This is a genomic window from Tsuneonella sp. HG249 (assembly GCF_053819205.1).
The window spans coordinates 1-15,150 of the sequence record NZ_JBSOQY010000005.1 but is presented as its reverse complement, the minus strand read 5'-3'; the positions used below and the strand labels follow the sequence as shown (position 1 = coordinate 15,150).

The following is a 15,150-nucleotide window of genomic DNA, read 5'->3' as shown; positions in this document are numbered from 1 at the left end:
CGGCCTAGGCCATCCGGAGGCGTCCCGTGGAAGCACGGGGCGCCTTCGTCTTGTCAGTCTTCCGGGAAAAAGAACCGCGAGATTTCTTCGCCGATGCGCGCCGGGCGCAAGGTCCCTGCGTCGACGCAGCACCAGCTCGAGCGAACTTCCGCCAGTACTTCACCGCCGCGTTCGATAACCGTGTGATAAAACGCCCGAGCGCCATGAATTTTTTCCAGCACGGTGTTGGCGATCACGTCGTCATCGAGGAAGGCGGGTCGGCGGTAGGTGATCTCGTGCTTCAGCGCGACCCACAGGCGATCGGCAACCGCGTCGGGCGGAGCAAGCTTGTTCCAGTGCGCCAAGACCGCATCCTGCACCCAGCCGAGGTAGCGGGCATTGTTCACGTGCCCCATGAAATCGATGTCGCTTGGAATGATGCGAATCGGGAAGGCGAAGGGCACTGCTGACATATCTGTAAGTTAGCGATGCAGCGGTTGCATTTCCATGACCAGCCTGCGGTTTAATTGCGACATTTCGTTACACCGACGCGGCCATTCGCGACTGATCGTATTCCCGCTGTTCATTTTTCGGGCTCTATTTCTGAACGTGCGGAACAAGTCCGCAGAACAAAAGGAACCGAAGATGACCAATCCCAAGAAGATCGTCGCCTCGGCCCTCGCCGCTTCGCTGGCGTTGGGCATCGCCGCTCCGGCCGCCGCCGCGGTGTGGAACCCCGGCCAGCTGCGTCAGGAAATCGCCCAGCTCGATCACCGTATCGACCGCGCCGAGGCGCGCCGGACAATCTCGCAGCGCGAAGCGCGCCACCTGGACAACCAGGTCGACCGGCTCGAGGACGCCTTCCGCAGCTATGCCCGCGGCGGTTTCACTCGCTACGAGTTGGCGAGCCTCAACAACGGGATCGACCGGGTGAAGAGCCAGCTCCGCGCCGAACGCCGCGATCTCGATCGCCGCGCCGACGAAGGCCGCTACGATCGCTATGACCGCGGCTACCGGCGCTAAACGCCGGCGCTAAGAAGGGCCAAGATTTCCCATCTTGTCGCTCCGGGGGCGGCGGGCCAAGCCCAGCGCATGGCCAGCCGCCCCCGCACCTTGTACGAAAAGATCTGGGATGCGCACGTTGTCGAAACGCGCGACGACGGGACAGCGCTCATCTACATCGATCGGCACCTCGTCCACGAGGTAACGAGCCCGCAGGCGTTCGAAGCGCTGCGGATGAACGGCAGAAGGGTCCGTCGCCCCGATCTCACACTCGCCGTGCCCGATCACAACCTGCCGACTACCCCGCGGCGGGACGCTGCCGGAAACCGCCTCCCTATCGCAGACGTGGAAAGCGCCGCGCAGCTTGCGGCGCTCGAGCGCAACGCCCCAGAGTTCGGCATTGAGTATATCGGCGCGACCGATGCCGCCCAGGGCATTGTCCACGTCATCGGGCCGGAACAGGGCTTCTCGCTTCCCGGTGCGACGATCGTTTGCGGAGACAGCCACACCTCCTCGCACGGCGGCGTGGGCGCGCTGGCATTCGGCATCGGCACCAGCGAGGTCGAACATGTGCTCGCGACGCAAACGCTTCTCCTGCGCCGCTCCAAGGCGATGGAAGTGCGGGTGGAAGGAGAACTCGGATCCGGCGTCACCGCCAAGGACCTCGTGCTCCACATTATCGGCGTGGTCGGTACGGCAGGCGGAACAGGCCACGTCATCGAGTACCGCGGCGCCGTATTCGAAAACATGAGCGTCGAAGGGCGGCTGACAGTTTGCAACATGAGCATCGAGGCGGGCGCCCGCGCAGGCCTCATCGCGCCCGACGACACGGTCTTCGAATATCTGAAAGGCCGCCCCTACGCACCTGGCGGCGAGGACTGGGACCGCGCGGTCTCCTGGTGGCGGACCCTCAGGACCGACCCCGGCGCCCGCTTCGACAAGTCCGTGGTCGTCGACGCCGCTGCGATCGAGCCCACCGTGACCTGGGGCACCAGCCCGGAGGACGTGGCGCCGATCGGCGGGACAGTGCCCGCTCCCGAAAGTTTCGCGGATCCCGCCAAGCAGGATGCCGTGCGCAAGAGCTTGGCCTACATGGGCCTCGAGGCCGGCCAGAAGCTCAGCGAAGTCGCGGTCGAGAACGTTTTCATCGGCAGCTGCACCAACAGCCGTATCGAGGATTTGCGCGCCGCCGCCGAGGTACTTCGCGGCAAGCGCAAGGCGCCTGGCGTGAAGTGGGCGATCGTCGTCCCCGGTTCGGGCCTCGTAAAGGCGCAGGCCGAGGCGGAGGGCCTCGACAAGGTGTTCATCGACGCCGGTCTCGAGTGGCGCGAGCCGGGATGCTCGGCGTGCCTGGCGATGAACCCCGACAAGGTCCCCGCCGGCGAGCGCTGCGCATCGACCAGCAACCGCAACTTCGTCGGCCGGCAGGGACCCGGCGCGCGGACGCATCTTGTCAGCCCCGCCATGGCCGCGGCTGCTGCCTTGACCGGGAGGCTTACCGACGTGCGCGAGTTGGTCGGCTGACCGCGCGCAAGTCCGCCTTTGCGCCGGTGGCCGCCCCCGATGCGCGCGTCCTGATCCTGGGCAGCCTGCCCGGCGAGGCGTCGCTGGCGGCAGGCAGGTATTACGCCAACCCGCGAAACCTGTTCTGGCACCTCGTGGGCAGGTCCATTGGCGAGGACCTCGTAGCGCTGGAATACGAGGAACGGCTCACCTCGCTGCAGGCGCGCGGTATCGCGTTGTGGGATACGGTCGCTTCCGCTGAGCGCACGGGCAGCCTCGACACCGCCATCCGCGTGGCCGAGCCAGCAGGACTTCGGCGAATGGTCGATACCCTGCCCGCCTTGCGGGCGGTGGCGTTCAACGGCCGCAAGGCAAGCGCCATCGGTCGCTCGCAACTAGAAGGCATGAAGCTGGAGTTGATCGACCTGCCTTCCTCTTCGCCCGCCTACGCCGCGTTGCCGCTGGCCGACAAAGAGCGGCTTTGGGCGCGGCTAGCCGATTTCCTCTAACACCCTCTTGCGCGGGCTCCGCGCCTTCCGCATGGAAAAGGCATGACCAGCAAAATCTCCGGCAAAGCCATCGCCGCGGGCGCCGCGATCGGCTCGGCCGCCATCGCCGCCGCGCTGCTCTACGCGAACAAGCGCAAGGAAGATAAGAAGGCCAAGCCGCCACCGCAGGCTCCCTCCGGCGAGCCGCCGGAAACGGATTGATGGCGCCGCTGCGCGAGGTCGAGGGCCGGGCAATTCCGCTAGGCCTCAAGAACATCGATACGGATGTCATCATCCCCGCGCACTGGCTCAAGACCATCGGCCGCGAAGGCTTGGGCAAGGGGGCATTCGAGACCTTGCGCGCCCAGCCGGGCAACGTGTTCGACGACCCGGCCTATGCCGGTGCCCCCATCCTGATCGCGGGCGACAACTTCGGCTGCGGTTCCAGCCGCGAGCACGCCGCATGGGCGCTGCTGGACCTCGGCATCAAGGCGGTCATCGCGCCGAGCTTTTCCGACATCTTCGCCGGCAATGCGTTCAAGAACGGCGTTCTGGCCGTTGTCTTGCCGCAGGAGCAGGTCGACCGGTTGCTCGAAGTCGCCAAGACTGACCCGGTAGCGATCGATCTCGAGCATCAGGTCGTCACCACCCCCTTCCAGGATCGCTTTGCGTTCGAGATCGACCCGTTTCGGAAGTCCTGCCTGATGGACGGGCTCGACGAGGTGGGTCTCACACTCGCGCGCGATGCGGAAATTTCAGATTACGAGGCACGGCAGGCGCGCGACATGCCCTGGCTGGCCCACGGCACGGAGAAAGCTGCATGAGAGCCTTGCGGACCCACGCGACCGGCGGACCCGAGACGCTGACTCTCGATGAAGTCGACGATCCGGTCGCGGGACCTGGTCAGGTTGTCGTGGCGGTAAAGGCCTGCGCCATCAACTATCCTGACGCGCTGATCATCCGCGATATGTACCAGTTCAAGCCCGAACGCCCCTTCGCGCCGGGCGGGGAGATCGCGGGCGTGGTCGAAGCGGTCGGCGAAGGCGTGACCGCGTTCAAGCCCGGCGACCGGGTGTTCGGCGGCATCGGCAACGGTGGCCTCGTCGAGAAGATCGCGGTCGACGCCAAGCGGCTGTTCGCGGTGCCCGAAGGCGTGAGCCTCGAGAAGGCCGCCTCTCTGATGATGACTTACGGCACTACCATTCACGGCCTGAAGGACCGCGGGCATATCAAGGCAGGCGACGTGATGCTTGTGCTGGGCGCGGCCGGAGGCGTCGGGCTCTCGGCGGTCGAACTCGGCAAGGCGTTCGGTGCGAAGGTTATCGCTGCGGTTTCGAGCGCGGAAAAGGGCGAGGTCGCCCGCCGCGCCGGAGCGGACGACGTGGTGATCTATCCCCGCGAGGCAATGGACAAAGACGCCAGCAAGGAACTCGCGGGCAAGTTCAAAGCGGCCTGCGGGCCGGAGGGCGCGAACATCGTATATGATATCGTCGGCGGGCAATATTCCGAGCCGGCGCTGCGAGCGATCGCGTGGGAAGGCAAATTCCTCGTCGTCGGCTTCCCCGCCGGCATCGCCAGGATGCCGCTCAATCTCACGCTGCTCAAGAGCTGCGACATCGCGGGCGTGTTCTGGGGCGCGTTTACGGCGCGTGAGCCGGAGAAGTTTCGCGCCCAGGCGCAGGAGCTGTTCGACCTGCTTAAGGCGGGCAAGATCGATCCGCTAATCTCCGAGACTTATCCGCTCGAGCGCGGCGGTGAAGCGATCGCCAAGCTCGAAAGCCGCGAGGCGGTCGGCAAGCTCGTGGTGACCATGGACTAGGACGCATCGCGCGCCTATTTCCCGGCCGACCGACACTTTGAGAGGACCGATATGACCGACTTCAGGGATCGCGAGCGCGGCGAGGAACGCAAGTTCGCGATGGACGAAGAGACGACCTTCCGCGTCGCCGCCCGCCGCAACCGCCTGCTCGGCCACTGGGCCGCGGAAAAGATGGGCCTCACGCCCGAGGAGACGGACTCCTATGCGAAGGCGGTGGTCCAGGCCGATTTCGAGGAAGCTGGCGATGAAGACGTGATCCGCAAGGTACTCGGCGATCTCACCGGCGCCGGCTGCGAGGTTGACGAGGCAGAAGTCCGTGCAGCGCTCGAGGATAAGTCGATCGAGGCGCGCCGCCAGCTGATGAGCGAGAGCTGATCCCATGGCCATGCTTGCGGCCGACATTGAATCGCTGATCCGCGCTGCGCTACCCGATGCCACGGTCGAAATCCGCGATCTCGCCGGAGACGGCGATCACTACGCAGCGCATGTCGTAAGCGGTGCCTTTGCGGGAAGGAGCCGGGTCCAGCAGCACAAGCTGGTCTACGATGCACTGGGCGGGCGGATGGGGGGCGAACTCCACGCCTTGCAACTCACCACCGCCCTTCCCAACTGAATCGGCATATCAATTCCCAATCGAAAGGCTCGGCCATGTCCGACGTCAACCAGCGCCTCTCCGACATCGTCCAAAGTAATGACGTCGTCCTGTTCATGAAGGGCACTCCCCTGTTTCCGCAGTGCGGCTTTTCCAGCCGAGCCGTGACCATACTCGAGCACTGCGGCGCGCAGTACGAAAGTGTAGACGTGCTGCAGGACATGGAAATCCGCCAGGGCATCAAGTCCTTCAGCGACTGGCCGACGATTCCCCAGCTTTACGTGAAGGGCGAGTTTGTCGGCGGCAGCGACATCATGATGGAGATGTACGAAGCGGGCGAACTGCAGGCGATGCTCACCGACAAGGGCGTCGGCGCCGAAAGCTGATCCGACCCTTCGGGCGGAAAGAAATCCCGTCCGGCTGGGTAGGCCGGACGGGTTTTTCTTTTGGGGTTCTGGGTGGTCGGGGAGACAGGGCCGGGAGACCAGGGGCCCGTCTCTGGGAAGACCGTTGGGTATCGGTTTATCTGCATGAGCCGTGCCAAGTTACCAAGGTCGCCCAGTTCCGCGTCTGACGATGGTTAACGGGCCGGTGTCGAAACGTCCGAGTGTAAGCTTTACCGACAGCCGGGGCGCCGAATTCGGCCTTGGCAAGCAACCTGTCCAGCGCCACTGTCCCGGGATGACCGACGACACACCGCCGCCATCGATCCCCGCCGCGACGGTCGTCGTGTTCCGCAACTCGGCGAACGGCGGACCGCCCGAGATCCTGATGATCACCCGTCACCGGGCGATGTCGTTCGCGGGGGGCATGGCGGTATTTCCGGGCGGCCGGGTGGATCCGGCGGACTACGCGCTGGGGGCCGAGCTCGCCGGCGACATCGATGCCGACGAGGCCGCGCACCGCATCGCGGCCATGCGCGAGACACTCGAAGAAACTGGCCTCGCGATCGGCGTGCGCGAGCCGGTGACCGGCGCGGATGCCCAGGAAGCGCGCACTCTGCTGGCCGAGCGCGGCGAGCTCGCTCCCGTGCTCGAGGCGATGGGCTGGACGCTCGACTTGGACGCAATCGTGCCTTTCGCCCGCTGGCATCCCAAGAACGAGCGCCTGCCACGCATTTTCGACACCCGCTTCTATCTCGCCGATCTCGGCACCGGCGCGGTCGATCTCGAGATCGACGCGACCGAGAACACGCACCTGTTCTGGACCGGCGCCGCTGAGGCGCTCGGTGCGGCCGAGCGGGGGGACCTGTCGTTGATTTTCCCCACCCGCCGCAACCTCGAGCGGCTCGCGGAGTTCGCGTCGTTCGATGAGGCACGCGCGCAGGCTGAAGCCATTCCTGTGCAGGTGATCACGCCGTGGATCGAGGAGCGCGAGGGGGAGCGCTGGCTCATGATACCCCATGACGCCGGCTACCCGACACATGGCGAGCCGCTCTCCTCGGCACACCGCGCGTGAAGACTTGGCGCGCCCGGCAGGACTCGAACCTGCAACTCCAAGCTTAGAAGGCTCGTGCTCTATCCAGTTGAACTACGGGCGCGCTCGGGCACGCGCATAGCGCGCTTTGCGCCGCGCACAAATCGCGATAGTCCCTGCGCATGAACGAGCCAGTCGCGCGCATCGAGGGGGACGCGGCCGCGCCGCGGCACTTCCGCTATTACGACCTCATCATGGCGGCGTTCGTCGCCATCCTGCTGCTGTCGAACATCATCGGTGCCGCGAAGCCGAGTTATGTCACGTTGCCGGGCGGCACCGAATGGTCGTTCGGCGCCGGCGTGCTGTTCTTCCCCATCAGCTACGTCATCGGCGACGTGCTGACCGAGGTTTACGGCTACGCCCGAGCCCGGCGGGTGATCTGGACCGGGTTCGCGGCGCTGGCATTCATGGCCTTCATGGCCTGGGTCGTCGTGCAGCTCCCGCCGGCCAAGGGCTGGCCGGGGCAAGAGGCCTACGAATTCGTGTTCGGCAACTCGTGGCGCATCGTGCTCGCTTCGATGACGGCGTTCTGGGTGGGCGAATTCGCAAACAGCTTCGTGCTCGCCAAGCTCAAGGTATGGACCGAAGGGCGGCACCTGTGGGTGCGCACGATCGGTTCGACCTTCGTCGGGCAGGGGCTCGACAGCCTGATATTCTACCCGTTGGCATTCTACGGTCTCGCCGGCTGGCCGCCCGAGCAGCTGATGCAGGTCGTGGTGTCGCAGTGGCTGATCAAGACGGCGTGGGAGGCCCTGCTGACGCCGGTGACGTATGCGGTAGTCGGCGGCCTCAAGCGGCGCGAAGGGGTCGAAGTTTTCGATCGAGGGACCGACTTCTCCCCCTTCGGCCGATCGCGTCGGGGTCAAGCGACCTCATAGGAAAAGGGCCGGGCGTCGCCGCCCGGCCCTTCCTCCCCCTTTAGGCCGTAAAGCCTAGAAGCTGATTCCTGCCGCGATGCCGTAGCGCCGCGGATCAAGGGTAAAGATGTTCGAATACAGACCCGACGAGGCGTCGGTGACGTAAAGGCCAGTCACCGAATCGCTGTTGAAGATGTTCTGCACGAACCCGCGCACGAACCACCGCTCCTCCGGCCCGTTGAGCTGGAGCGAGGCGTTCGCCTGCACGAACGGCTCGATCCGATTCACTGACCCATTGAAGATGTTGCCGTACTGCGTGCCGGTCATTGAAACATCGCCGCGCGGCACCAGCGTCATCCCGCTCGGGAATTCGTAGATGTATTGCACACCCATCGAAGCTTTGAACTCGGGCGCCTGCGGCAGACGATTGCCCTTGAGGTTCACCTCCACGCCGGGACTCAGGACCGAAACGCCGGCCGGAGCAGCCCCTTGCAGGGCGCTGCAAATGCTGAACGCGCCGGTGGAGGCAATGCCGCTGTTAGCAGGGAATGCGGTGGGTGCTCTCAAGCCGAGGTTGGTGTTGACCGCCGTGACGAAGCCGTTTGCCACTGCCGCGCTCGATGCCACCACGGCGCAGTGGGCACCGTTGGTGATGTCCTTGATGATCACCGCATTGGGGTTACCGCCGCCCGGATCGCGCGGGTTCGAGAAGAACTGGTCGCCCGCCACCTTCGCGTTGAGGTAGCTGAGCCCCATGTTCACGAGCCAATTGTCGCTCGGGCGGACAACGGTCTCGAACTCGATACCCCAGATATTCGCGTCGATCGTGTCATTGACCGATGTCCGGGCGATGATGCGGCTGAGTTGGAGGCTCGAGTACTTGTAGTAGAACCCGGTCAGGTTCATCTGCAGCGCGCCGTTGAGGAAGGTGTTCTTGGTGCCAACCTCGAACGCGTCGATCGATTCCGAATCGAAGCTATCGGAAACTGCGAAGATCGGCTGGAGCGGCGGGTTAATGCCGCCCGACTTATAGCCGCGCGAATATGAAGCATAGACGAGGTTCTGCGGGGTGATCTGGTAATCGATCACCGCGCGCCCTGTGACTTCGCTAAACCCGATGTCGCGTTCCTGGAAGGCCTCGCAACCCGCCGCGGTGCCAATGCCGCCAGGCGCAAAGGTGTTGGCCGCGCCCGCCGGGGTGTTGTTCACGCATGGAGTGGCCGGATCAGCATCGAAGCCGGCGGCGAATTGCGATGCGAACGGGTCATTATTGGAGAACGGGTTGCCGAAGCTGGCCAGCGTGGAACGGGCGCGCACGGACTTCTTGTCGTTGTTGTAGCGCAGGCCGCCGGTGAACTTGAGCCGGTCGCTGATGTCGAAATAAACCTCGCCGAACAACCCGTAGCTCTTGAGCCTGAAGTCGTCCGTGTTGTTGCGGAAGAAGGAGGTGCCCAGGTAAGATGGTGGAGCCCCCCGGCCAAGTGCGGTGAAGGTGCCGAGGACGCCCGTAACGTAATCGATCGCGAACGCATTCACGAAATAGCTGTTCTCAGTCAGGTGTGCATTGGCGTAGATGCCGCCCAATAGGAAGTTGAACGGTCCATCGAAATCCGAGCTGACTATCGCTTCGGCCGACCACCCATCGTTGTCCGAATTCGACCGGTCAAATGCCAAAGGCACGTCGGAGCAGATTGAGAAACCTTCGAACGCCCCTTGGTTATCGAGGCGGGTGTCGGAAGTACATAGCTGGCCCCCCGGGCCGTTGGGAATGATGGCGGATGCGATCGGCTGAAAATACGACGCAGGCAGCCCCGGTACACCGCCGGCGGCAGCTGCCGCGAGCGTGCCTAGAGCGGTCTGGAAGGCGACGCCACTTCTGCTTGCCACGCCGAGATTATAATCCTGCCGCGAATCGACGCGGGTCTTCTGGTAGATGCCCGTAAGTGCGACGTTGATCGCTCCGAAGCTGTGATCGATGCTACCTTGCACCTGCAGTTCGTCTGCAAAGTATTCGGGCTGGAACGGAGTGTTCACTGTGCGAACATCGTTCGGTTCCACCACCCCGGCAAAACCATCCGGGCCGTAGAGACTGTTGAGACCAAATGCAGTGCCCAAAACGGGGTTTGCCAAGGCGATCGTGAGAAACTCACGTGAGCCCAAAGTGCCGGTGAAGGTCGAGTTGGTGTTGGTCTTTTCGAACCCGCGGGTTGCATTGAGGCACCCGAGTACACCTGTCGGGTCGCGCTGGCAGAGCTGCTTCTGGATGCGCAGGCGGTTGTCGTTCTCGCGGAAATAATAGCCCATCAGGTCGATGGTGGTGTCGGCGCTCGGTTCCCAGCGGAAGGAGCCGCGCACCGCATACATGTCACGGCCATCGATCTGCGAACCGTCGTATAGATTGTTCGTGTAGCCGTCGCGGTTGAGATAGAATCCGGCAACCCGAACGCCCATGGTCTCGCCGATGGGCAGGTTGACCATCGCCTTGCCCTTGATGCTGTTAAAGTTGCCGTATTCACCCTCAGCCTTGACATGGAAGCCCGACAGGTCGGGCTTGGCGGTGATGATGTTGACCACGCCGGAGGTAGCGTTGCGGCCGAACAGAGTGCCCTGGGGCCCGCGAAGCACCTCGATCCGCTCGAGATCGAAGTATTCGGTTTCGAACAGCCGGGTGCCGAACAGCGGCGAACCGTTGGTGTGAATGGCGGTCGCGCTGTCGCAGCTGACGCCGACACACAAGTCGCCGATGCCGCGGATGGTGAAGCTCGACCCAGTAAAGTTGCCCTTTGAGAAAGTTACGTTGGGCAGCGTCAGTTGAAGGTCGCTGGCATTTTCGATCTGCTGCGCTTCGAGCGCCTCTTCGGTGAAGGCGCTGACCGCAATCGGCACGCTTTGCAGCGACTCCGCGCGGCGCTGGGCGGTGACGACGATGACGTTACCGGTTTCGACGGCGCCGTCGTTGTCATCGGGGGAGGTGTCCTGTGCGTACGCGGGGAACGCGATCACGGATGCGCAAATGCTCGAAAGCAGGGCGGCCTTTACCCTCATAGGTCCTCTCCTTGTGAATGGGCCGTCTAGGCGCGGCCTCGTTCAGAAAGGAAGCTAATGCAATTTCCGGTATGCTGGCAATAGCGCGCGTCCACACAAGCGCGGGTTGCACAATGAGTTAGATTGTTGCGCAGCATCCAGCAGGCTCCGCTCGCGCTGATTACGCTACGGAAAGCCGCGATTGCTGCCTGTTGCCCATGTGCAACATCGCCGAGCGGGCGGGGTACATTTTTTTTAAAGGAGCGCGGCGCTTTCGGCGATCGCGGTGATGCCGCGCCGCCCTTCGCCGTCTCGCCCAAGCTGGACGATGACGTCGATCACGCCTGCCGCATAGGCAATGGTATCGGAGCGGGAGAGGCCGATGCCGGTTTGCATGACCATCAGCGCGAGCTGCTCCAGCGCCCCGCGCAGGGAGTTGGCGTGAATGGTCGAAAAGCTGCCCGGATGCCCGGTGTTGATCGCCCGCAGGAAACTAACGCTCTCCGCGCCGCGCAGCTCGCCGAGCACGATGCGGTCGGGCCGCAACCGCAGCGCGGCCTGAAGCAGTTCGTTGGCGGTGACTTTCGCCTCGCCCAGTTCGCCCTTCACCGCCACCAGGCCGACGCCGTTGTCGCCCGGTAAGCGCAGCTCGGGCGTGTCTTCGACCAGGATCACCCGCTCGCCGGTGGGTATTTCGCCCAGCATCGCATTGAGGAAAGTGGTCTTGCCCGTGCTGGTGCCGCCCGAGATGAGGATCGTCTTGCGCTGGCCGATCGCCGCCCGGAGATAGGCTATCGGCTCGGCCTGCGGGTCGGGCAGCGGGGGGTGCGCCGACCCGCGCAGCGGCCCGGCGTCGTAGGCGTCGAGCGGGAGGTCGAGCCGGCGGTGGCGGCGGATCGCCATCGCCCAGTGGCGGCGCGCAGCCGGCGGCCCGCAGAACTGCACGCGGGCGCCGTCGGGCAAAGTGGCGCCGAGAAGCGGGTGCTCGCGGTTGATGCCCTGGTGGCTCACCCGCGCGACCTGCTCGGCCAGCCGCTGGACCAGGCGGTCGTCGATCTCGGGCGCGGCGATCCGCTGCATGCCGGGCTGGCCGGCGTCCTCGATCCACACCTCGCCCGGGCGGTTGACGAGAATCTCGGTGATGGTGTCCCGCTCCAGCCAGTGCTGGAACGGCGCGAGGTAGGCGTCGAGATAGACGCTCCGGTCGCTGGCGGTCGGCAGAGAGTGAACGTCCGCGGCCACCGGCGCTACTTGACCGCGGAAAAATCGAGATCGCGCGCGGTGAACACGCGGATCGGCTCCCCGGCCCGCACCCGCACCGTCGGCGCGATCTGGCCGTCCTGCTGGAGCGCGGTTGAGGCTGCGTTGGCCCCGCCGCCGAGGACCACCGAGGCACCGCCCGTGGCGAGCCCGCCGATCACCGACAGCAGGATCGAAGAGCCGAAGCGCTTGAAGAAGTGGCTGTTGACCTGTCCGGCAAGGCCGGTCGTGCCGTCGAAACCGATCGCCGGCGAGGCGAGGTTGACCGAGGCGCCGTCCGGCCGGATCAGCCGCGTCCAGATAACGTAGGCACGCTTCTGGCCGCCCTGCAGACCCGACTGGTATTGGCCGATGAGGCGGCTCGAGCGCGGCACGAGCACGCGGGTGCCGTCGAAGCTGCGCACGTCCTGGCTCACCACCGCGCGCACGAAGCCCGGCACGTCGGTGTTGATCGCGGTTTCGAGTACCGCGGGGATTAGCGTCCCTTGCGTCACAGTGGTCTGCGGGTTGACCATTGCACGGGCTTGCGCCGGCGCGCCGCCCACCCCGCCGATCTTGCTGGCGAAATCGCTCGCGTTGCCGGCACCGACCACCGCCTCGCCAGGCTGACCCCCGGCCCCGCCTGCTGGAACGGCCAGATTGCTGGCGTCGAACACCACCGTCGGGTTAGCGTAGGGGTTGGCGCGCGCCATCGGCGCCATGCCAGGCATCTGCGACAGGACCGGCTGGGGAGCCGGGTCGAGGCGCGGTGCCCCGACCGGCTGCGGCGGTATCGCCGGCTGGCCGACCGTTGTCACCGCCTGCGCTGGAACGACGGGTGCCTGCTGGGCGACCTGCGGGTTGCCGACGCCTTCGGGTTGCTTGGTCCGCGCGGCGTTCATGCTCCACAGCGTCACCGCGCCTAGCAGGCCGATGATCGCCACGCCCGCGGCAAGGCCGAGCCCATCGGACTTGCCCTTGCGCTGGGTGACCGCGGGAAAAGCGTTGCGGCTGGCGAGATCAATGATCTCGGCGCTCTCCCCCTCTCTCGGGTCGAGGTCGTTGGCGACCGTGTTGCCGGCCTTCTTGGCTGGCAGGCGCATGGCGAGGCGCATCAGCGGTTCCCTTCGGTAAGCTGCATGTCGGAGCGGGCGAGGGCGGCCTGCGGCACCGCCGGAGTAGCCCGGACCGGCCCCCCGTTGACCAGCGTCGCGGCCTGCTTGCCGGAACGCAACACGATTTCGCGCGGAACCCCTTCGACCACGATAACGTCGCCGCGCACGGTGAAGTTGACCGGTCCCTCGGTGCCCGCCGCGTCCTTGATCAGGATCGCCGGGACCGGGCTGCCCGCCGGCCAGGCGAGGAACGTTGCGGTCCCGTCGTCATAAGTCCGCGCCGGGAGGAGCTTGCGATCGCCGGTGGCGTTCCACGCGAAGTTCAGCGCTGCGGGGTCCGTGACAGCCTGTGGGTCGGTCGCGGCGGTGAGCTCGTCTGTGCTGGGCGCGCCCGCAGCCAGCTGCGGCACTTCCGCCTTGGGCTCCTCTGGATAAGTGAACTTGAGCACGTAGAGCGGCCGAGCGCTCGACGAAGCCACCAAGTCGAACAAGTAGGTCCGCCGATCCGTCACCACCGTCATGTTGGTCGAGGCCGTCGGCGCCAATGGCTTCACGAACAGCAAGTTGGCCCGCTTGTTGGGCGTGACTTGCCACGCCTCGCTGTCGCCGATGGCGACGTTCTCGATATGCTCGTCTTCGGCAAACTGAATCGTCGCCTGGACCTTGGTCTTGCCTTCGATGCGGACGATCTTGCCAGCATCGTAGAACTTCTCGACGATGCGCCCGTCCTGCGCAATCGCAGGGACGGCGGCGAACAGCGCGAGCGTGAGGGCGGCGGCGCGGATCATTTCACTTTCTCCGATAGGCGCGGCGGCGGGGAGCGGAAGCGGCTGCCGATCCCGCGCGCGCGCGATGCACCGGCGATGGCAGCGGTCGCCTGTCCCGGTGCTGAAGCAATGGTATTGGTCACGACGCGCGTATCGCGCTGCCCGCCCACGCCTATTGCGCCCCCGTCATTTGCTGCGGGTGCGGTGGCGAACGCGGTGACGGGTATGCGGCGATCGCTCGAAGCGGCGACTTGGGCGGTCGGGGCCGGGCCGGTCGCGGGAACCACCGTGGTACCGGCAGTGGAAAAGCCACCCTCGCCGCGCTCGCCCTTCTCAGGCACCATACCGAACACGCGCCAGCCGGAAACCATCGTGCCAGCGACCTTGAGCACCATGATCATTAGCGCGACATGCACCGCGCCGACCATCAGGAAGGCCATCGCCGCCTGCGGGTCGATCTGGCCGGGCGTCTTCACCAGTTCGGCGAGGATCGGAACCGCGAGCTCCAGCATCACGCTGCCTCCGAGCACCGCAAACAGCGGCACCAGGGCGAGCATGACGAGGCCCTTGAGCCAGCCGGTGAACAACCCGCGCGTGCCCTGGAACAGCGCCATGACGACGAACACCGGACCCACCGCGACCAACACCGCGAGCGCGATCCGCGCCGTCACCAGCACGCCCACCGTCCCGAGCAGGAACAGCATCGCACCGAGCCACATCATGCCTTCGGGCGAGAAGGCGGAGATGTCCTTGCCTTCGGCCTGTCCGGGGCTCGCCTGCTGGAGCGCCTGGAACACGACGTCGATCTTCTGCGCGAAGACTTGCGTCGCCGAACCTTCGCTACCGGTGATGACAGTGGCAATCTGGTCGGGTCCGCCGACCGCGAGATTCCACACTACCGAGCTGTAGGCCACCCAACTGGTGACGAAAGTCAGCACCAGCCCGACGGTCATCATCCGCGGAGTGAGCGAGCGCACGCCGAGGCTGGCCCTGCCAAGCAGCAGATTTATCGCGAAGAACGCGACGTAGAGCGTCAACAGGATGGTGAGGACGGTCAGCAAGGCGCCGCCCTGCGCGAACAGCCGTCCGAACGCCGCGGCGGTGGTCTCGCCGGCGACGCAGTCGACCGCCTGCAGCGCGGCGGCGACGCCGTTGCCTACGCTCGCGGCGGCCTGATCGCAGGCGACGCTCATTCGGCAGCCAGCTTGAAGGGCGCCGGATCGTTCGCCGGTTCGTCGATCGTGGTGCCGCCCGGCCAGCCGTGGCCGGTGAGCGCGGGGAACCAGTCG

Annotated in this window: 17 protein-coding genes and 1 tRNA gene; 11 read left to right on the top strand and 7 right to left on the bottom strand. The window is 65.4% G+C overall.

Features of this window, described 5'->3' with window-relative positions:
• Nucleotides 1–53: 53 nt before the first annotated feature.
• Nucleotides 54–452: an acyl-CoA thioesterase gene (locus ACWPM1_RS14335; protein ID WP_455695593.1), complete on the bottom strand. Its 399-nt coding sequence runs from the start codon at nucleotides 450–452 to the stop codon at nucleotides 54–56.
• Between the two features lie 172 nt (nucleotides 453–624).
• Between ACWPM1_RS14335 and ACWPM1_RS14330 the strand changes: the two genes are divergently transcribed.
• The 10 genes from ACWPM1_RS14330 to ACWPM1_RS14285 all read left to right on the top strand — a co-directional run bounded on the left by ACWPM1_RS14330 (nucleotide 625) and on the right by ACWPM1_RS14285 (nucleotide 6,841).
• Nucleotides 625–1,002 carry a hypothetical protein gene (locus tag ACWPM1_RS14330; protein ID WP_455695592.1) on the top strand — a complete coding sequence of 126 codons (378 nt, stop codon included), beginning with the start codon at nucleotides 625–627 and terminating at the stop codon, nucleotides 1,000–1,002.
• A 69-nt stretch (nucleotides 1,003–1,071) separates the two neighbouring features.
• Complete coding sequence (leuC, locus tag ACWPM1_RS14325) at nucleotides 1,072–2,505, top strand: 3-isopropylmalate dehydratase large subunit (RefSeq protein WP_455695591.1); 1,434 nt, start codon at nucleotides 1,072–1,074, stop codon at nucleotides 2,503–2,505.
• A gap of 26 nt (nucleotides 2,506–2,531) precedes the next feature.
• Nucleotides 2,532–2,993: a DNA-deoxyinosine glycosylase gene (locus ACWPM1_RS14320; RefSeq protein WP_455695590.1), complete on the top strand. Its 462-nt coding sequence runs from the start codon at nucleotides 2,532–2,534 to the stop codon at nucleotides 2,991–2,993.
• 42 nt (nucleotides 2,994–3,035) lie between these two features.
• On the top strand, nucleotides 3,036–3,194 hold the full coding sequence (locus ACWPM1_RS14315; protein WP_455695589.1) for an isopropylmalate isomerase: 159 nt from the start codon (nucleotides 3,036–3,038) through the stop codon (nucleotides 3,192–3,194).
• A complete protein-coding gene (gene leuD / locus ACWPM1_RS14310) occupies nucleotides 3,194–3,796 on the top strand; it encodes a 3-isopropylmalate dehydratase small subunit (RefSeq protein ID WP_455695588.1) in 603 nt (200 codons plus the stop codon). Before ACWPM1_RS14315 ends, leuD begins: the two co-directional genes overlap by 1 nt.
• A complete protein-coding gene (locus ACWPM1_RS14305) occupies nucleotides 3,793–4,791 on the top strand; it encodes an NADPH:quinone oxidoreductase family protein (protein WP_455695587.1) in 999 nt (332 codons plus the stop codon). Before leuD ends, ACWPM1_RS14305 begins: the two co-directional genes overlap by 4 nt.
• A 51-nt stretch (nucleotides 4,792–4,842) precedes the next feature.
• Entirely contained in the window at nucleotides 4,843–5,166 is a 324-nt protein-coding gene (locus ACWPM1_RS14300) for a DUF1476 domain-containing protein (protein ID WP_455695586.1), read from the top strand.
• Nucleotides 5,167–5,170: 4 nt separating this feature from the next.
• Nucleotides 5,171–5,404: a BolA family protein gene (locus ACWPM1_RS14295; RefSeq protein WP_455695585.1), complete on the top strand. Its 234-nt coding sequence runs from the start codon at nucleotides 5,171–5,173 to the stop codon at nucleotides 5,402–5,404.
• A gap of 35 nt (nucleotides 5,405–5,439) precedes the next feature.
• Nucleotides 5,440–5,769, top strand: coding sequence for a Grx4 family monothiol glutaredoxin (grxD, locus tag ACWPM1_RS14290; protein ID WP_455695584.1), 330 nt, complete (start codon nucleotides 5,440–5,442; stop codon nucleotides 5,767–5,769).
• A 295-nt stretch (nucleotides 5,770–6,064) separates the two neighbouring features.
• Nucleotides 6,065–6,841 (top strand): NUDIX domain-containing protein, encoded by a 777-nt coding sequence (locus tag ACWPM1_RS14285; RefSeq protein ID WP_455695583.1) that lies wholly within the window; start codon nucleotides 6,065–6,067, stop codon nucleotides 6,839–6,841.
• Between the two features lie 5 nt (nucleotides 6,842–6,846).
• Here ACWPM1_RS14285 and ACWPM1_RS14280 read toward each other — a convergent pair.
• A tRNA-Arg gene (locus ACWPM1_RS14280) sits at nucleotides 6,847–6,923 on the bottom strand.
• 58 nt (nucleotides 6,924–6,981) lie between these two features.
• On the opposite strand from ACWPM1_RS14280, the gene ACWPM1_RS14275 reads away from it, so the two are divergent.
• A complete protein-coding gene (locus tag ACWPM1_RS14275) occupies nucleotides 6,982–7,737 on the top strand; it encodes a queuosine precursor transporter (protein WP_455695582.1) in 756 nt (251 codons plus the stop codon).
• A gap of 54 nt (nucleotides 7,738–7,791) precedes the next feature.
• Here the strand turns inward: ACWPM1_RS14275 and ACWPM1_RS14270 are convergent, their stop codons facing one another.
• The 5 genes from ACWPM1_RS14270 to ACWPM1_RS14250 all read right to left on the bottom strand — a co-directional run bounded on the left by ACWPM1_RS14270 (nucleotide 7,792) and on the right by ACWPM1_RS14250 (nucleotide 15,054).
• A complete protein-coding gene (locus ACWPM1_RS14270; RefSeq protein ID WP_455695581.1) occupies nucleotides 7,792–10,761 on the bottom strand; it encodes a TonB-dependent receptor in 2,970 nt (989 codons plus the stop codon).
• Between the two features lie 234 nt (nucleotides 10,762–10,995).
• Nucleotides 10,996–11,982: a P-type DNA transfer ATPase VirB11 gene (gene virB11, locus ACWPM1_RS14265; protein WP_455695580.1), complete on the bottom strand. Its 987-nt coding sequence runs from the start codon at nucleotides 11,980–11,982 to the stop codon at nucleotides 10,996–10,998.
• Between the two features lie 5 nt (nucleotides 11,983–11,987).
• Complete coding sequence (locus ACWPM1_RS14260; protein ID WP_455695579.1) at nucleotides 11,988–13,094, bottom strand: TrbI/VirB10 family protein; 1,107 nt, start codon at nucleotides 13,092–13,094, stop codon at nucleotides 11,988–11,990.
• Complete coding sequence (locus ACWPM1_RS14255; protein ID WP_455695578.1) at nucleotides 13,094–13,882, bottom strand: TrbG/VirB9 family P-type conjugative transfer protein; 789 nt, start codon at nucleotides 13,880–13,882, stop codon at nucleotides 13,094–13,096. The genes ACWPM1_RS14260 and ACWPM1_RS14255 overlap by 1 nt, the downstream gene beginning before the upstream one ends.
• Nucleotides 13,879–15,054, bottom strand: a complete 1,176-nt coding sequence (locus tag ACWPM1_RS14250; RefSeq protein WP_455695577.1) for a type IV secretion system protein — start codon at nucleotides 15,052–15,054, stop codon at nucleotides 13,879–13,881. Before ACWPM1_RS14250 ends, ACWPM1_RS14255 begins: the two co-directional genes overlap by 4 nt.
• Nucleotides 15,055–15,150 lie beyond the last annotated feature (96 nt).

Bases quoted from the DNA above. Each gene is read 5' to 3' on its own strand.
- ACWPM1_RS14330 (WP_455695592.1), top strand. From the start codon at position 625: ATGACCAATCCCAAGAAGATCGTCGCCTCGGCCCTCGCCGCTTCGCTG.
- ACWPM1_RS14250 (WP_455695577.1), bottom strand. From the start codon at position 15,054: ATGAGCGTCGCCTGCGATCAGGCCGCCGCGAGCGTAGGCAACGGCGTC.
- ACWPM1_RS14260 (WP_455695579.1), bottom strand. From the start codon at position 13,094: ATGCGCCTCGCCATGCGCCTGCCAGCCAAGAAGGCCGGCAACACGGTC.
- ACWPM1_RS14305 (WP_455695587.1), top strand. From the start codon at position 3,793: ATGAGAGCCTTGCGGACCCACGCGACCGGCGGACCCGAGACGCTGACT.
- ACWPM1_RS14285 (WP_455695583.1), top strand. From the start codon at position 6,065: ATGACCGACGACACACCGCCGCCATCGATCCCCGCCGCGACGGTCGTC.
- ACWPM1_RS14295 (WP_455695585.1), top strand. From the start codon at position 5,171: ATGGCCATGCTTGCGGCCGACATTGAATCGCTGATCCGCGCTGCGCTA.
- ACWPM1_RS14270 (WP_455695581.1), bottom strand. From the start codon at position 10,761: ATGAGGGTAAAGGCCGCCCTGCTTTCGAGCATTTGCGCATCCGTGATC.
- ACWPM1_RS14315 (WP_455695589.1), top strand. From the start codon at position 3,036: ATGACCAGCAAAATCTCCGGCAAAGCCATCGCCGCGGGCGCCGCGATC.
- ACWPM1_RS14335 (WP_455695593.1), bottom strand. From the start codon at position 452: ATGTCAGCAGTGCCCTTCGCCTTCCCGATTCGCATCATTCCAAGCGAC.
- ACWPM1_RS14255 (WP_455695578.1), bottom strand. From the start codon at position 13,882: ATGATCCGCGCCGCCGCCCTCACGCTCGCGCTGTTCGCCGCCGTCCCT.
- ACWPM1_RS14300 (WP_455695586.1), top strand. From the start codon at position 4,843: ATGACCGACTTCAGGGATCGCGAGCGCGGCGAGGAACGCAAGTTCGCG.
- leuD (WP_455695588.1), top strand. From the start codon at position 3,194: ATGGCGCCGCTGCGCGAGGTCGAGGGCCGGGCAATTCCGCTAGGCCTC.
- grxD (WP_455695584.1), top strand. From the start codon at position 5,440: ATGTCCGACGTCAACCAGCGCCTCTCCGACATCGTCCAAAGTAATGAC.
- ACWPM1_RS14275 (WP_455695582.1), top strand. From the start codon at position 6,982: ATGAACGAGCCAGTCGCGCGCATCGAGGGGGACGCGGCCGCGCCGCGG.
- leuC (WP_455695591.1), top strand. From the start codon at position 1,072: ATGGCCAGCCGCCCCCGCACCTTGTACGAAAAGATCTGGGATGCGCAC.